This is a genomic window from Aquabacterium lacunae, assembly GCF_004310865.1.
In the GTDB taxonomy this organism is placed as follows: domain Bacteria; phylum Pseudomonadota; class Gammaproteobacteria; order Burkholderiales; family Burkholderiaceae_C; genus Aquabacterium; species Aquabacterium lacunae.
This window is the reverse complement of record NZ_SIXI01000005.1, coordinates 147,491-161,869: the sequence shown is the minus strand read 5'-3', so window position 1 is coordinate 161,869 and position 14,379 is coordinate 147,491. Positions and strand designations below refer to the sequence as shown.

10 protein-coding genes are annotated in these 14,379 nt (G+C 55.1%); all 10 read left to right on the top strand.

Annotation, left to right across the window (positions count from 1 at the left end):
* Positions 1-976 precede the first annotated feature (976 nt).
* The 10 genes from EYS42_RS12890 to dbpB (EYS42_RS12845) all read left to right on the top strand — a co-directional run bounded on the left by EYS42_RS12890 (position 977) and on the right by dbpB (EYS42_RS12845) (position 14,378).
* A complete protein-coding gene (locus EYS42_RS12890) occupies positions 977-1,399 on the top strand; it encodes a hypothetical protein (RefSeq protein ID WP_130968598.1) in 423 nt (140 codons plus the stop codon).
* Between the two features lie 1,427 nt (positions 1,400-2,826).
* A complete protein-coding gene (locus EYS42_RS12885) occupies positions 2,827-3,288 on the top strand; it encodes a helix-turn-helix domain-containing protein (RefSeq protein ID WP_130968597.1) in 462 nt (153 codons plus the stop codon).
* 298 nt (positions 3,289-3,586) lie between these two features.
* The gene (locus EYS42_RS12880) at positions 3,587-4,612 is read left to right on the top strand and encodes a PDDEXK family nuclease (protein ID WP_130968596.1); all 1,026 of its coding nucleotides are present in this window, start codon (positions 3,587-3,589) and stop codon (positions 4,610-4,612) included.
* Positions 4,609-6,894 carry a TnsB C-terminal domain-containing protein gene (locus EYS42_RS12875; protein WP_130968595.1) on the top strand — a complete coding sequence of 762 codons (2,286 nt, stop codon included), beginning with the start codon at positions 4,609-4,611 and terminating at the stop codon, positions 6,892-6,894. The genes EYS42_RS12880 and EYS42_RS12875 overlap by 4 nt, the downstream gene beginning before the upstream one ends.
* Positions 6,891-8,321, top strand: a complete 1,431-nt coding sequence (locus tag EYS42_RS12870; RefSeq protein ID WP_130968594.1) for an ATP-binding protein — start codon at positions 6,891-6,893, stop codon at positions 8,319-8,321. The genes EYS42_RS12875 and EYS42_RS12870 overlap by 4 nt, the downstream gene beginning before the upstream one ends.
* Before the next feature lie 4 nt (positions 8,322-8,325).
* The gene (locus EYS42_RS17485) at positions 8,326-9,651 is read left to right on the top strand and encodes a TniQ family protein (protein ID WP_130968593.1); all 1,326 of its coding nucleotides are present in this window, start codon (positions 8,326-8,328) and stop codon (positions 9,649-9,651) included.
* Between the two features lie 311 nt (positions 9,652-9,962).
* Positions 9,963-10,886, top strand: coding sequence for a hypothetical protein (locus EYS42_RS12860; protein WP_130968592.1), 924 nt, complete (start codon positions 9,963-9,965; stop codon positions 10,884-10,886).
* On the top strand, positions 10,883-12,010 hold the full coding sequence (gene dbpB / locus EYS42_RS12855; protein ID WP_130968591.1) for a DGQHR domain-containing protein DpdB: 1,128 nt from the start codon (positions 10,883-10,885) through the stop codon (positions 12,008-12,010). The genes EYS42_RS12860 and dbpB (EYS42_RS12855) overlap by 4 nt, the downstream gene beginning before the upstream one ends.
* Positions 12,007-13,305, top strand: a complete 1,299-nt coding sequence (gene dpdA / locus EYS42_RS12850; RefSeq protein WP_130968590.1) for a tRNA-guanine transglycosylase DpdA — start codon at positions 12,007-12,009, stop codon at positions 13,303-13,305. The genes dbpB (EYS42_RS12855) and dpdA overlap by 4 nt, the downstream gene beginning before the upstream one ends.
* Positions 13,302-14,378 carry a DGQHR domain-containing protein DpdB gene (gene dbpB / locus EYS42_RS12845; RefSeq protein WP_130968589.1) on the top strand — a complete coding sequence of 359 codons (1,077 nt, stop codon included), beginning with the start codon at positions 13,302-13,304 and terminating at the stop codon, positions 14,376-14,378. The genes dpdA and dbpB (EYS42_RS12845) overlap by 4 nt, the downstream gene beginning before the upstream one ends.
* Position 14,379 lies beyond the last annotated feature (1 nt).

The following is a 14,379-nucleotide window of genomic DNA, read 5'->3' as shown; positions in this document are numbered from 1 at the left end:
TCGACTATTCGCCTGATGCGATCACTCTGTGTTCCTCTCGGACTACCGCTTTGAACAACACGTTCCTCCCGCGCTGCTCCCACCTGGGACCAAGAGTTGGCGCGTGGTGGAGCTATCACTGCACGTACCTTGGTACATCGCCGCGGTGCGGGAACCCGATGAACAATGCGGCAGGGAGTTGATGCTCGCCTATGAAGCAGACCTCGTCGACTTAGTCGAGACATCTCCCAGATCCATCAGGGCTCTACATCGGGTGGTCCCTCCCAGAGGCAATCAAGTCGCGTGGGTCATTGATCCCGTGACTTCGATTTGGCGACTGACAGACTCACGTGCTCCCGGCCAACGATTCTGGCTATTCGAAGGTGCAAATGGCGGACAGATCCGCTGGCCGCGCATTGCAGGGAAACCTCCCGATGAAGCGACCAAGGAGTTGGTCATGTGTCTACCCGGAGGCTGATTCCGGGGCAAACAAACAGAGAGGTAAAAATGCATATCAGTGCAGCCATCATCATCACCCTGGGTCTAGTTTTGCCACCCTCTGTCCTCGCAGACACCTCAAGCGGAAGACACAAGGTCGTTCAACTCTGTTAAGAAAGTCTTTCAAGCCCTAGTCATGCAGAGAACCACATCGGAGGATTCGTCGATCTACTCCCTGAGTAAAGACACAACGTATGTGGGGAACCCCAGAGACCGCATCCCATTTGTAGAAACGCTCCCCACTTTGGGAGGTTTGATGGTGAAGACGCAACTCCCGATTACGGGCCAACCAGAGCGACCTCAGCGGGACGTCGCGGAGGTCGTCAACCGCGTCAGAGAGGCTTGTGCGAATGGAGGAGGCACGCTGGAGCGGAACGAATCACCTTGGGGTTTTGAGTCAACAAGACTACCCGTCGTAGCGCGCGGCATTAGGGTCTTGGCCAACAGCGGACTGACGGGGCAGTTCTGGTGCAACGGTCCGTCAGGCCTCGCGCAATTCATGATCGAAGTGGTACCGGCAAGCGAGGCATCATCACCGCCATTTTCACTAGGCTGGAACTGGAACATTGCATTTCAACTCGTGTCGCCAAGTGCCTTGCAACAGCATGCTGCGCACCGAGTTGAGTATGAAAAGTCAGTCACCGATCTTCGTAGCCAACTAAAGGTTGGGACACAAGTTCAAATTCAGACTTCCGACTTGCCGGACTCGCTGACCGACGAATGGCGTAAACGACATCGAGATGTTGTCGGCAACATGTGCGGTATGGTGACCGAAATCAAGGGGCCTCTTGCCCAGGTGCAAATTCAAGGCATGCAGTTGGCAATGGAAATGAGAACGCTGTTCCCCCAAGCATCCAAGAGTGCCCTGAGCGATGTGTTGTCAACGAAAATTCGACAACCTCAAACTTGGTGCCTGAAGTGACGCCATAAGAAGCCACACGGCAAGCAATGGCCCCCTCCCAACGCCGGGAGAGTGGCAGTGGCGAGTCGCTCACGCAAGCGACTATTTGAGCTTCATGCGATCAACTATCTGTTGCCGCACCTCATCGCTAAGCCGATGCTTAGCATCGGGTGCGGGCTGATGCTCAATATGTGGGAATTTCCCGACCAGATCTTTACGACGCCACCGTGGCTGCCCTGCGACCAATTGCAGTGACGTGGATTTCTTCGGAGCCATATTGTTCATCCTGGCGTTTACGACCTAGCTCGAGCCATGGTACGCCGAGCCTCCCGCAAGTTCAAGTTGCCATCAATGCATCACCAGGCTCACCCCCAGCACACAAGTCATGAGGTCATATCGGTTGCAAGCCCCTTAGCGACCGCAACCCCCTGGATATGGCCGCACGAGTTTGGCGGGCCTCTTTGGCATGACAGCATTCGCGCTGGCACGAGCATAGATAAATCGGTTGGGCTGTCAGTGCAATATCGATACCAAACCGGCCTTTCAAGGCATCCATGGCCGTTCTTTTTCGTGAGGCATCTGAAACCTGCCAGAAACTTCCGCCGCTCCGAGGTTTGCACCGGCGGATTGCTCTAACGATTTCGTCGAACGCCGTCACCGAGAAGAATGGCCACGTTGTAGTTGATTGGCGTGAAAGCCACTCATTTAGCAATCCGATCAAATCCGCGAAAGGCAATGCGCATCTATCGACTGCGGCGAATACGATGCAAGCTCGAAGCAGTGTGACTTCAGCGTGCTTCGCCGCCGATGCATATCCAAGTTCCAAACTGATTTGTCTCGCCTGGAGCAACATCGCCACGGCATCTAGTGGAGAACAACGAAGTGCGGCATCGATCTTGACGCAGCTTTTAGCCTCATGAAACCGCCCGATGTCACGCCTGTCGACTGCACCTCGCAACGACAACGAACGCCTGGCCTCCCTGCTCGGAGCAAGAAAGCGCCATAGATTGTGGTTAAACGTGGCAGATGAGCCTGGCACAAAGCGATCCACTTGACTCAACGTTGACGTGGACGGCGATCTCAGCCCACGCCCATACATGGACCAATCGGATCGATAGACATGGCTAACCCCCTCGATTCGATACCTCTGGGGTGTGATCACTTTGCCAATGTCGTGCGGAGCATCGAGGCCTAGCGCAGCAGAGACGGTTTGGTACCACCAAAGGCGCCGAACCAAAAGATACCTGGCCTTACGCCCATCCCTTTTGCTGCTGAAAGTCTGCTGAAAACGAGGCACAGAAAATTCATCTTTTCGAATCAAGCACTTACGGCAGATGCTAAGCCAGATCAAGCCAAAATCTTGCGAGGTGACAAGCTTGATTCGGCGCAATAGGATCTAAGCCGTCAAGAGCTTGACTTGAGGCGGTACTTTGAATTTTGCTTCCCCCATGGCCGGCAGCGCCCATGATCCATTGCTCCGCTTTCCTGAGGAGTTGGGGCGTCTACGTCAATCACGAAAGCTGAGCCAAAAGTCTTTGGCTCTCACCATTGACATGGACCCCAGCCAGTTGTCTGGCCTTGAACGGGGCAGCCGGCCACCACCAAATCCCGCCACGATCGCCGACATCGCGAGTGCTTTAACGCTGGACCAAAGCGAGTTGTCGCTCCTCGAATGGTGCGCGCGGCATGATAGATGCGTCCGCTTCATCTTGGAGGTGGCTGCATCCCCCCGCGAAGCGCAACTTGTCTCGCAAGTCCTGAGGGCGTCAGCGCTGCTGGACAACGCACAACAAGAGGGACTTTCCGAATATCTAAAGGGCCTACAACTGGCAGCACAACGGATGGCCTCGCTCTCCATACGGGTCGATGAACTGGATCAACCGAACAGGAGGACAGCCATGTCGAAGTAGAAAGAAAAACGGCGAGCCGAGGCTCGCCGGGAAAAGTCTTGGCCGATACACCAAAACACTAGCTACGCGATTTTTGGCCAATGCTTCCCCGACGTCAAGCCACTCTGAGTCGCGACGCAAGCGCAATTGATTGATAGGGACTGCAGGCCGTCATGAACTTGACCGCCATAAGTCCTCAAAAGCAAGGCCGTGCGACCAGACCTCCCTTCGCACTCGCCGCCCTTCCTATCCGTGCAAGTTGACTCTTAGAGCCAACTTGCCCTGACATTCCAGCGCAAATTGCGCGGAAGGAGCGAACTTGGTCATCGAACATGAATATGGTCGGCCACCCTATCCGCAGGTAGCCGAAGACGAATACTGTGCGCCATATCTTTATCTATTGAATGAGGAGGGTCCTGGCGCTCTCACTCAAACGACTGAATATACAAAGCGAAAACTGACTCAAGTTCAGCGCGCGATCGCGGCCGGACATGGGCTTGGGCGCGGAGACAACTATGTTCCATGGATCCCGATTCGTCGGAATTTCAGCAGCCCGGTCTCCCATCAGCACTTTGAGTCGGTTTCAATTCAAAAGAGAAACCATCATTTTTTAAGCAAGCTAGAGTTTCACACCGCACTCCAAGTGGCCTATCTGGGCCACGAAGAACTTCGCGAGGGTTTGCCTGCATGGCCGATAGAACACCCACACCCAGACAGTTTCCCCTGCAGGGCAGACTCTTGGACGCAGATTAAATTCGTTCCCGGGTTGCTTGACTTGGCGAGAGATGCTGGGATTGACCATGGCCATTTCATTGGCACCTCAGTGCCTTACGTCGCCACAATTGATTTGGTCTTTCGACCAATAGATCAGCGCTCTTGTCCAGGCCTCCTGAGCATCAGTTGTAAGCCTGCCGGTATCTACACCGCCTCCACACGGGCTCGAGAGCGCGTTGCGCTCGATGCGATCTACTGCGCGGCAACGGGCACGAGGCATGTGCTCGAAGACGGTGCCGGCATTGAAAAGGCTCTCGTCCGAAACTTGGAATGGCTACGTCCACTCACCGAGGAAGTGCGCGAGTGGGCGCAATCCGACCTCCTTCAGGATTTCGTCGGAACATTCGAACGGCACGCTGACAACATGAGCATCTCTCAAGCTGCACGGGCATCTGCAAAGCGCCTACGAATCTCAGATGAACTCGGGTATCTGATGTTCAGGACCGGATGCTGGCTTCGTATGGTCGACATCGACCTTAGCCGCCCCATTCAGATGACTCGCACTATCAATCGCGGTCGCGAACAAGTCGTTCGCCGCTTGATGGCACGTTACCTAGGGGCAAGTCAATGACAGTACCATTCATCGGCGGAGCCTTGATTGATCACAGTGACAAGCGCAGCACAACCCCCTATGGCCGCATTGTGTTGATCAAGCGCGAGCTTGACTTAATCGTCATTGCACCGTTCCCGAGGAAAGACAAGAGCGGCTTTCAGCGCAACTACATCCGAACGGCGAAAAGAGAACGGCTCTCGCTGATCGAGCAGTCCATCAACGAGGGGCGCATCTCTGTCGTCAAATTTGAAACGCCTTCGCATTGGCTGCTTACTGTCGAGCAACTAAAGAACAGAGATGCCCATCATGTAGACCCGAGTCACCGGCGCAATCTGAGGAAATGGGTTCGCCGTAGAGCGGTGGCATATGGCCGAATCCGGCCGTTCGTACACGGGCGAAGCATCAGTGAAATTATCCTTGATCCAGACCGCCCTTCATGGCCAACCAAGAGGGCTGCTGAACTTGGCTTAGCGAGCGCATCGCAAGTCCAGCGTGACCTGAATGCCTACATCCTTGGGCTTGGCGAAAGGAACTCACTTCTCCCCTGGTACTCGAATTGTGGTGGGCCCAACAAGTTCAAGTATTCGAAAACCGGTGCGGGCCGTCCTCAGGAATTCACCGCAAAGCAAGCACCGAAGCAACAATCCCTCAACGCAAATAAAGCCGTTCGGATTAAATTGGCGCTTGGATGGCGAAAGCACAAGAAGCGCGGAGTGACTGATGAAACAGCGTTCCACCGGACACTGGAAGAGTTCTTTTCCGAAAGCACGCAATGGGATGGACCTCACTCTTTCAAAGGAACGTTGAAGCCAGAGGCGCATCGCCTCACACTCGGCCAGTTTCGCCGATGGGGCAAGACAGGAGTGGCGGCCCTGATGCACACCGACCGACCACGGCAAAGCACACCAGCCAGTCAAGCCTATCTCAGGCGAATGAGTTCCTTTGCTGCCAAGAACGTCACCGCGAACGGCGAAGGATTGGTCGACAGCACGAGCTGCGATCAAAGTCTTGTATCGGCCGCAAGTAGGCTCACACCCTTGATGTCACCTTGGAGAACCGAGGTCGTCGGATCCAGCGTCGGCTATATCTTTGGAATGCACGTCGGCTTCGAAAGTCCGAGCGCTACCACCGCGTTGATGGCGATCCTCAACGCTGCCGAATCGAAGGTCGCTTTCTGCGCCAAATATGGCGTCACCATCACAGAAGATGAGTGGTTGCCAATGGTCTTTCGCCGGTATTCAATGGACAACGGGGAGGGGAAAAATAAACTGACGATGTCAACTATCGACGAGATGCAATCCGGCGCGGCCTATGGTTCAGCGTACGACGCAATCAACAAATACTTGGTTGAGTCAGACCACAGGCGGTTTCAGGCTCATGTCGACCACCACATGCCAGGGTCCACTCACGGCCGACTTCGTGGACGAGGTGAGCCAAACAGGGCCTTGCTTGGCCAGATGACCTTTGATGAGTACATACCCCATCTCATTAGGAGGGTTCTATATGTAAACAACGAGGAGATCATCACCTTACCTCGCATTGAGATGCGTGCTGTAGGCGCAAATCCGACGCGTCGCGATGTGATCAAGTGGATGATCAGTGAAGGTTACCTGACCTCGACTCCTACCGATTTGACAGCGCTGAGAGTCAAGTGTTTGCCTCGCATCAAGGGCGTGATACATGGCAACGGTCTGCGCCTTTTCGATCCTTCATACACAGGTCAGCGACTGATACCAGAACTGGTCTATAGAAGCGACTGGCTTCTCAGGTCTGGCATTCTTGAGCGGGCGGCACGGCGCACCCAGCAGGTTACGGTGCATATCAATCCGTCCAACCTCTCAGAGCTTTGGGTGAACATTGAAGGCTTAAAGCGCTTGAGCCTTGCGACTGAGGATCCAGCGCTACTCGATGTGACGTTGCTCGACTGGCTACTCATAAGCAAAGATGATCGACTGTCCAAGTTTCTTGGCAAGGTTAAGAAAGTCGAAGCAGCGGTTGATCAAGTTCGCGCCATCAAACAAGACGTAAAGCGTGCAAATGCGGACCGCAAAGTTGAAATTGCAGCGCTCCCAAAGAAACCGTCAAAGACAGAACTCACCCAAAACAAGCGCGAGCACACGGCGGTTGAGCGGTCAGCCATTACCGGCATCCCACGCCAAGCAAAGATGAAGCACTCGCCCATTCCGCAGGTTGATGTCGTTGAATTCCGGCCGTCTCAGCCTACTTCAACAATTGTTGCGCAACCAAATGACTTCGCCTCAGTTATCGCCGAACTGCGGCGCAAGCGAGCGCAATCGTGACATCCGAGCATGTCAACCCACTGCTTGCCGCCCTGGCCGCAGAGGACAGCAACCCATTGCTTGCAGCATTGCCTCCAAAATTAAATGCAATGGAGTTAGCTTCAGCCCTGGAATACACACCGCTCACCAGCGCCAACGTGGCACAAGTTCCACTTGATCGCCGTGCACGCTTATTGGATCAATTCCGCGCGACGTTTGTGCCAACCGTTAGCACCATATCCATTGCTTACGGACTGCAAGACTTGCTCTACGGGGGACTTGCTGCACGAGACCCACGCAGCACCGAAGCCAAACAATTCATTTACAAGTCTGGCCACAGTGTTGGACAGGGCGACTTCGACGTTTGGTGGCCAACGTATGCAAAAGGCATGGTGGTCGAAGGGATCACAGGAATGGGGAAATCTCGGTGCGTAGAGCGATTCTTGGAGTTACTCCCGCATGTGATCAAGCATGGAGAGGAACCAAACTGCGGCTGGAAGTCTCTCGATCAGCTTGTATATCTCAAAGTACACATGCCCGCAGATGGTTCGCGAGGAGGTTTCCTGACCGCCGCCTTTTTGGAACTCGACAAGGCACTTGGCACGGACTATCACAAAGCTTACTCGGGGGGACGCTGGACCATTGAGCGGCAGCTGGTTGCATTTCTTCATCTACTGGCCGTACACCGATGCGGCCTGCTGATCATTGAAGAAGCGCAAGAGAAATCACTGAACTCTGGGGCTTTCAGTTCTGAATTCATGACGCTGTTTCTACGAGTGCTCAATTGGGGTGTGCCCACAGTACTGGTGGGCAATCCCCTAGCCTTCACCAAAATCAAGCGGTTCTCCCAGAACGTGGACAGATTCTCAGAGTCTGGATGGCACACCCTATTTCCCTATCGTGATCACAAGGACAAGGAATGGGCAGAGGACTGGATTCCCTTGATATGGAACCCCACATTGCTACCGTTGCCAGACGCGCCCTACCAACCAACATCAGACCACTTTTTGGATAAAACACTCGCCGGCTTCATTTGGCGCCGCACCGCCGGGGTTCCACGCTATGTTGCTCGACTTCGAATGGCTGCGCAAGAGAGTGCCCTTCGACGCGGCCTCACGCAGATTACCCACAACTTTGTCGATGAGGTATATCGGACCGATACGAGAATTCGGCCCCTGCATGCACGCATTGAAGCGATCACGGCCTCAAATTGGCAGGCCCTCGAGTGTTATGAGGATATCCCGGCCAGCCAGTTCCGAACGTTGGTGGCCACGGGATTAGATGACAAGGCCTCTGCCCCGCATTCTTGTGAAGCCGCCACACCACAGGCCCAAAAACAATCTCGCCCATCCAGTCAGAAGAAGCTCCAGCGTGACACTGTCGAAGAAAAAATCCGTGACTCACTGATGCGGGGCCTCGAGGCAGCGTCTAGCCCACATCGGGAATAGGCTCATGTCCAAGCTGACGATCGTTCCAGATTGGCATAAAGACGAGACGCTCTACTCGTGGGCCGCCGCGTTTCATGCCATATACGGCAACCGGTCTGCCCGCACGACTGGATTGACGCTCTTCGGCGCATCACATGCGTGCAAGGAAAGGGATGCGCCACGCGATTTACATCACTTTGTTCAGGTTACAGGTGATAGCCTAGGGACTATTGAGCAACTGCTAAGGCAGCGTACACGCGCAGGCCAATACCTTCTCTTCGCCAATCCTGAGCGCCAATCATTAGTCCATGCCGCAATCCGCTCGGGGGCAGCGGTGGGGTGGCGAGTGATGTTGGGCATGGCCGCTAGTGGGTTGGATCCACTGAGTCGGCTTCGGTATTGCCCTGTCTGCGCCAAGGAAGATCAGCAAGTCGTAGACCTGCCCAGATGGCGTTGGACGCATCAATTACTTGGCAACTGGATATGCACGGCACACCAGCGACCACTCGTCGAAGTCGACCTTCTCCGGTATGAGTGGGAGTTGCCCGCCGATCAGCACACCACACCTAGCAGCAAGGCCCTCTCATCCAACGACCTTCATGCTTTGACGCACATCAGTCAACTGAGTGTGAACATTGCGTCGTGCGACAGGCTGGACATAGCAGAGGTTCGCCAACTGGCGTTCTCACAGTTACGCGAGAGGGGTGTTACGGGATGGGGGCACCCGCTAAGTCAAGATCGCTTGGCATCGTGGTTTCAAGCGTCGGAACTATCCCGGTGGCTGGCACGTCACGATGGTCCGCCCAGTGGCCTCGCCGACGGCAAATGGATTTATCGGTTGCTGCGAAGTAGATCTGGCGACCACCCTTTAAAGTGGCTACTCTTCTGGAGTTCTCTTGAGCACGATACCCCCGCCGAAGTCGTTGCTCGTCGCATGGTTTCTCCATCAATGGAGCCGCATTGGGACATAGATGGGCAAGGTGCAATCTGGGCAACTACCCCGAACCGCCTCCCTCAAAGCTTTGCACGGCAATTGTCAGACGGGGTAAGCATACGCAGTCTAGTCGAGGGTATGCAGGGCTCTGCGCGATCAGTGCGAACTGCTGCCTCTGAGAATTTTGGGTGCGCGCCAAGAGCGCTCAAGGACAAGCAACGATCCCAGCTACATCTTGAACAGGCTCGTGCTGCGCTGAACACCTTCATTGGTGACCATCCTGGTTGCACGAGGAACGACGTCCTGCAACGCTGCAAGGCGCAAACCGAGTGGTTGCGGCGGAGGCATCCTGATGAGCTTGAGCGATTGCTGCCGCCGCCAGCGAGGACGACATCCAGGCAACGAGTTCTCTTCTAGCATGCAATGCGCCCGCAGGGGCGCGGTGCGTGAGGATGGCCGAGAGGTGCTCGGCGCCACGCCTTTTTGCTGGGCTTGCGAGCCCAACTGACGCCTCTCCCGCAGGCGGCGACACTACGCCAGCACGTTGAACGAATCGATTGGCTTGAGCCACGATGCCAACAGGTGACGCACAGAGCCAACTGAGCAGCGCTCTCAAGCGCCCGCCCCAAAAAGCCACTTTCATACGTAAGTGCAGGCGCTAGAATTAGAGCCTCTGCAGTTATTTCAGGTTTTTAAAAAATATGGTCTCGGAAACTGCAATCCGTAGTGTGGTTTTCACCAACTGCACAGGAAGAAAACTGCAGAAGGCTGATGTCGCTCGCTTGCCTCCGATGCCATTGCCTGCATCGGTTGACGAGTTGTCGGCTCGGTGGCGCGATCAACTGCTGGGTGGCCGAGATGTCCACCCGGTTGAATCGCTCTACGCGGGGCGGGCCTTTCAAGATGCCCGTCGTGCTGCAACGCTCTTGGAGGCTCCGCTGTACATCGCCTCGGCTGGCCTAGGCATGGTCTCCGCCTCGGAAACGGCACCAGCCTATGACCTGACTGTTGCGGACTCTGGCGCAACGATCTTGCCCATCCTTAAACAGATCGGCGCGACCAGGATGGATTGGTGGCGATCACTGAATGCGGCAAGAGGCCATCCCCGGCCGATTGCCAGCGAGATGGCGCATTTGAATGCAGCAACGTGGTACCTAGCCATGCCCGGTACGTACCTCAGCATGTTGTCGGAAGAACTGACTCAGTTGCCCACAGACGCTATTCGTCGGCTGCGTATCTTTACTTCGTCAGCATGGGCGCACTCGGCACCGCAAGTGCTTGCCGATCAAGTGCTCCCGTACGACGAGCGACTTGAGGGGACCGGTTTCTCTGGCACTCGCGGTGATTTCGCCCAACGAGCGCTGCTGCACTTCCTTGAGGATCTGAACGGGCACTCACTAACAATGGACGAAGCTCGGGACAAGGTTGCAAATGCGATGTCCCAAAGCATCAAGCGTGAACTTCCTCGTCGCACCAAGAAATCCGATGAAGAGATTCTCCAGATCTTGCGCGTCAACTGGCATGAATATAGTGGCTCCGGCGGACGACTGTTGCGCTTCTTACGCGATACAGCACTGGTTCAGTGCGAGCAGTCTCGATTCAAGGGCTTGTGGCATTCCCTGCGCGAAGAAATGAACGGGAGCAACTTATGAAAAAACCCGCCGATGCAATCGTCGTTCGCGCGCTGCACACCAATCAGGGTGATGGCTTAGACGTCTACGCCTTCTTTGTGAATGGGTCTGACATCATTCGCGTTGCCGACATCTCGCGACTGGAGCGCGATCAGGGCGACACCCTTAAGGGCTTCCAAAGACCGGAGATAAAAAGCCATGTAAAGGGCATCGTCGAGTATCTTAGCCAGGGCAATGTCCTGTTCCCAAACGCCATCATCTTGGCGCTATCCCCATCTGTGAAGTTTGCGGCCTCAAGAGGGACGAAGCCAACCGGAGATCAAGGAATCGCCCAATCTGGCACGTTAACCATCCCGGTGTTCAAAGAAGGTGAGCGTGTGGCGTGGATCGTGGATGGCCAACAGCGATCGCTTGCCCTGTCTCAACTGAGCGGCAAATCCATCCCCGTCCCGGTAATCGGCTTCGTATCAGACAGCCTGGAGGTTCAGCGTGAGCAGTTCATCTTGGTGAACAAGGCCAAGCCTCTGCCAACTAGGTTGCTCAACGAACTGCTACCCGAAACACGCAGCGTGCTGTTGCCACGCGATTTGAGTGCACGGCGAATCCCTGCGGAGATTTGTGGCCTACTGAATCGCGACAAAGCTTCGCCGTTCTACAAGATGATCAAACGGGCTTCTGACAAGGGCACGAGCGGTGCTGTTGTCATAGATACGGCGGTGATCAACATGATCAAACACAGCATCAGCAACCCGTTGGGTGCGCTGGCCCCATACAAGGCCAGCGCTCGCGACAATGCCGATGTTGAGAGCATGTATCGCATCTTGGTTATCTATTGGGGCGCAGTTCGTGAAGTTTTCAAAGACGCTTGGGGAAAAGATCCCAGGCAAAGTCGCCTGATGCACTCAGCGGGCATTGAGGCCATGGGCGTTTTGATGGACCGCATCTATGCTCGCCTCAACGGCCCCCAAGAAGAACAGAAGGCCGTCAAATCCGAGCTTCTAAAAGTAGCACCACATTGCCACTGGACTAAGGGAGTGTGGGAGCCACTTGGGTTGGCCTGGAATGAAATCCAAAGCACCCCCCGGGATATCAAAAAGCTGCAGGACGCACTTGTGCGCCTGTATGCCGGCAGCACCAAACCATGAAATTTCTCTACTCCGACACTCAGGATTACGTCGATCCCGACTATGACTTCTTGACCGATCGCAGCCAACCTGGTCATGAGCGGTACTGGGACGACCAGTACGCACACGAAATCATGTCGACGTCTCCATACGATGGTCTGCTGGTTTCGATGAGTGCTATCCGCCAAGCTGCTGGAGTGGCCTCATCCAAGGTGCGCTACTCCACGTCTGAAGAGCAGCGCATGCTGCGTGTTGGAGCGCGGAAGTTTCTGCGTTACGACGCCCCGCGCTTCAAGGATTCAATGCTGATGGGCGACTGCGGCGCATTCGCGTACGTGGAGCATGAGACTCCTGCCTACCAGCCAGCAGAGGTTGTAGATTTTTATACGGACGCGGAGTTTACCCACGGCGTTTCTCCCGACCACATCATCTTTGACTTTGACACCAGTAATCCACCAGCAGATGCTGTGAGTGATGCTGTCCGCAAGCGCTACGACATCACACAAGAAAACGCTAGAGAGTTCCTAAAGTTGACTCGCGATGAAGGAATGCCTTTCGAGCCAATGGGCGCAGTACAAGGCTGGTCTCCAAAAAGTATGGCCCAGGCAGCAAAGTCTCTAGAGAAGATGGGCTACCGGTACCTGGCGATTGGAGGCCTCGTTCCACTGAAGGTCGACGCAATCCATCTCGTCTTGCAAGAGTTGCGTGGGGCGATCAAGCCCGAGACCAACATCCACCTGCTGGGATTCGCGAAGGCTGACCACATCCACGAATTCGTTCAATACGACATCACCAGCTTCGACTCCACATCCCCGCTGATTCGTGCTTTCAAGGATGCCAAGCGCAACTACTACTTGGCTGCACCGGGCGGAGGTTTGTCGTATTACTCGGCTATCCGAATCCCGCAGGCGATCGAGAACCCTCGCCTGATGCAAGGCATCAAACGAGGCATCTTCGGCGCGGAGGATCTGCAACGGCGAGAGCAGTTGGCGCTGACTACCCTGCGAGCGCTAGATAGAGGCAAGGCCAGCGTGGCCTCCGCATTGGACGCGGTAATGGACTATCAACGCTTTCTCCTACTTGGCGATGAGAAATTGACCGGCGAAAAGCTCGATCGAGAATTGACCAAGATGCATGAGATGAACCTCCGAACACTACAAGACCGCCCGTGGCAGCAATGCTCCTGTGATATCTGCCAGAAGGCAGGGGTGGACGTCATCATCTTTCGCGCCAGCAACAGGAACAAACGTCGCGGATTCCACAACTTGGGCGTCTACCACCAGCACGTACAAAGAACCCTGATTAACGCAAAATGACCACATACAAGTACAAGGCCGTTCGCGCCTCTCAGGCTCCAGATCACGACATCTTCTGCTTCGCAGCACATCCTCACGAGGTCTTGCAGTTCTCAGAGATTGAGCGCGTCGGTCGCGATGAAAGTGGCGAACTGAAGGGATTTCAGCGCCACCAAGTTGCCGCCCATATCAAAGAGATCCGCGACTACCTAGGACGCAAGGATGCACTGCTGCCCAATGCCGTCATCGTGGCCTTTATCGATGGCGTAAAGATCAAAGATTTGGGCGACGGTGTGATTGAAGTGAGGATCAACACTGCAGATGGCAAGCCCGGCTTCGTCGTTGATGGTCAACAGCGCCTTTCGGCTTTGGCGGGATTGCAAAAGCCGGGCTTCCAAGTCTTCGTTTCGGCCTTGGTCTGCAAAGACTACAACGAACTTCGTCAGCAATTCGTGCTGATCAATAACACTCGACCTCTTCCCAAGACGCTCATCTATGAGTTGCTTCCTCAGGTCGAAGGGCTGCCCGATCGGTTCACAAATCGCAAGTTCTCAGCTCGCGTGGTAGATCGGCTCAACTACTTGCGCGGCGGCGTATTTCACGGCGAGATTCGTCAGCACACCAACCCCAAGGGCGTGCTCAGCGACACAGCAATGCAGAAGCTCGTGATGAACTCAGCCGCTCAAGGGGCGATCCGTGAGTTCATCAACTTAAGCAACTACGAAGACCGAGCCATATCGCTGTTAAACGAGTTCTTTGAAGCAGTGAGAAACGTGTTTGGCACGGAGTGGGTCGGAATGAACCCCAAGACATCTCGCCTGCGTCACGGGGCAGGCCTGGTCGCGATGGGCTTTGTGATGGAGCATCTTTACTCGACATTCGGCGCCACTATGCGCGACGAGTTTGAGCCCGGCCTCCAACTGCTTCGCGACCATGGGCATACCGCTTGGACCAGCGGTCAATGGAAGCTAAGCGATGTCGACATTCGTCCGTGGAACGGCATTCAGAACACACCATCAGATATTGACCTTTTGGCCAATCACCTGGTCCGATCGCTCAAACGTGAACTTCGCCGCGCTCGTCGCGCTGCCTAAG

Excerpts from the sequence above, each read along its gene's own strand:
- EYS42_RS12890 (WP_130968598.1), top strand. The coding sequence starts at position 977 with ATGATCGAAGTGGTACCGGCAAGCGAGGCATCATCACCGCCATTTTCA.
- EYS42_RS12885 (WP_130968597.1), top strand. The coding sequence starts at position 2,827 with ATGGCCGGCAGCGCCCATGATCCATTGCTCCGCTTTCCTGAGGAGTTG.
- EYS42_RS12875 (WP_130968595.1), top strand. The coding sequence starts at position 4,609 with ATGACAGTACCATTCATCGGCGGAGCCTTGATTGATCACAGTGACAAG.
- EYS42_RS17485 (WP_130968593.1), top strand. The coding sequence starts at position 8,326 with ATGTCCAAGCTGACGATCGTTCCAGATTGGCATAAAGACGAGACGCTC.
- dbpB (WP_130968591.1), top strand. The coding sequence starts at position 10,883 with ATGAAAAAACCCGCCGATGCAATCGTCGTTCGCGCGCTGCACACCAAT.
- dpdA (WP_130968590.1), top strand. The coding sequence starts at position 12,007 with ATGAAATTTCTCTACTCCGACACTCAGGATTACGTCGATCCCGACTAT.
- dbpB (WP_130968589.1), top strand. The coding sequence starts at position 13,302 with ATGACCACATACAAGTACAAGGCCGTTCGCGCCTCTCAGGCTCCAGAT.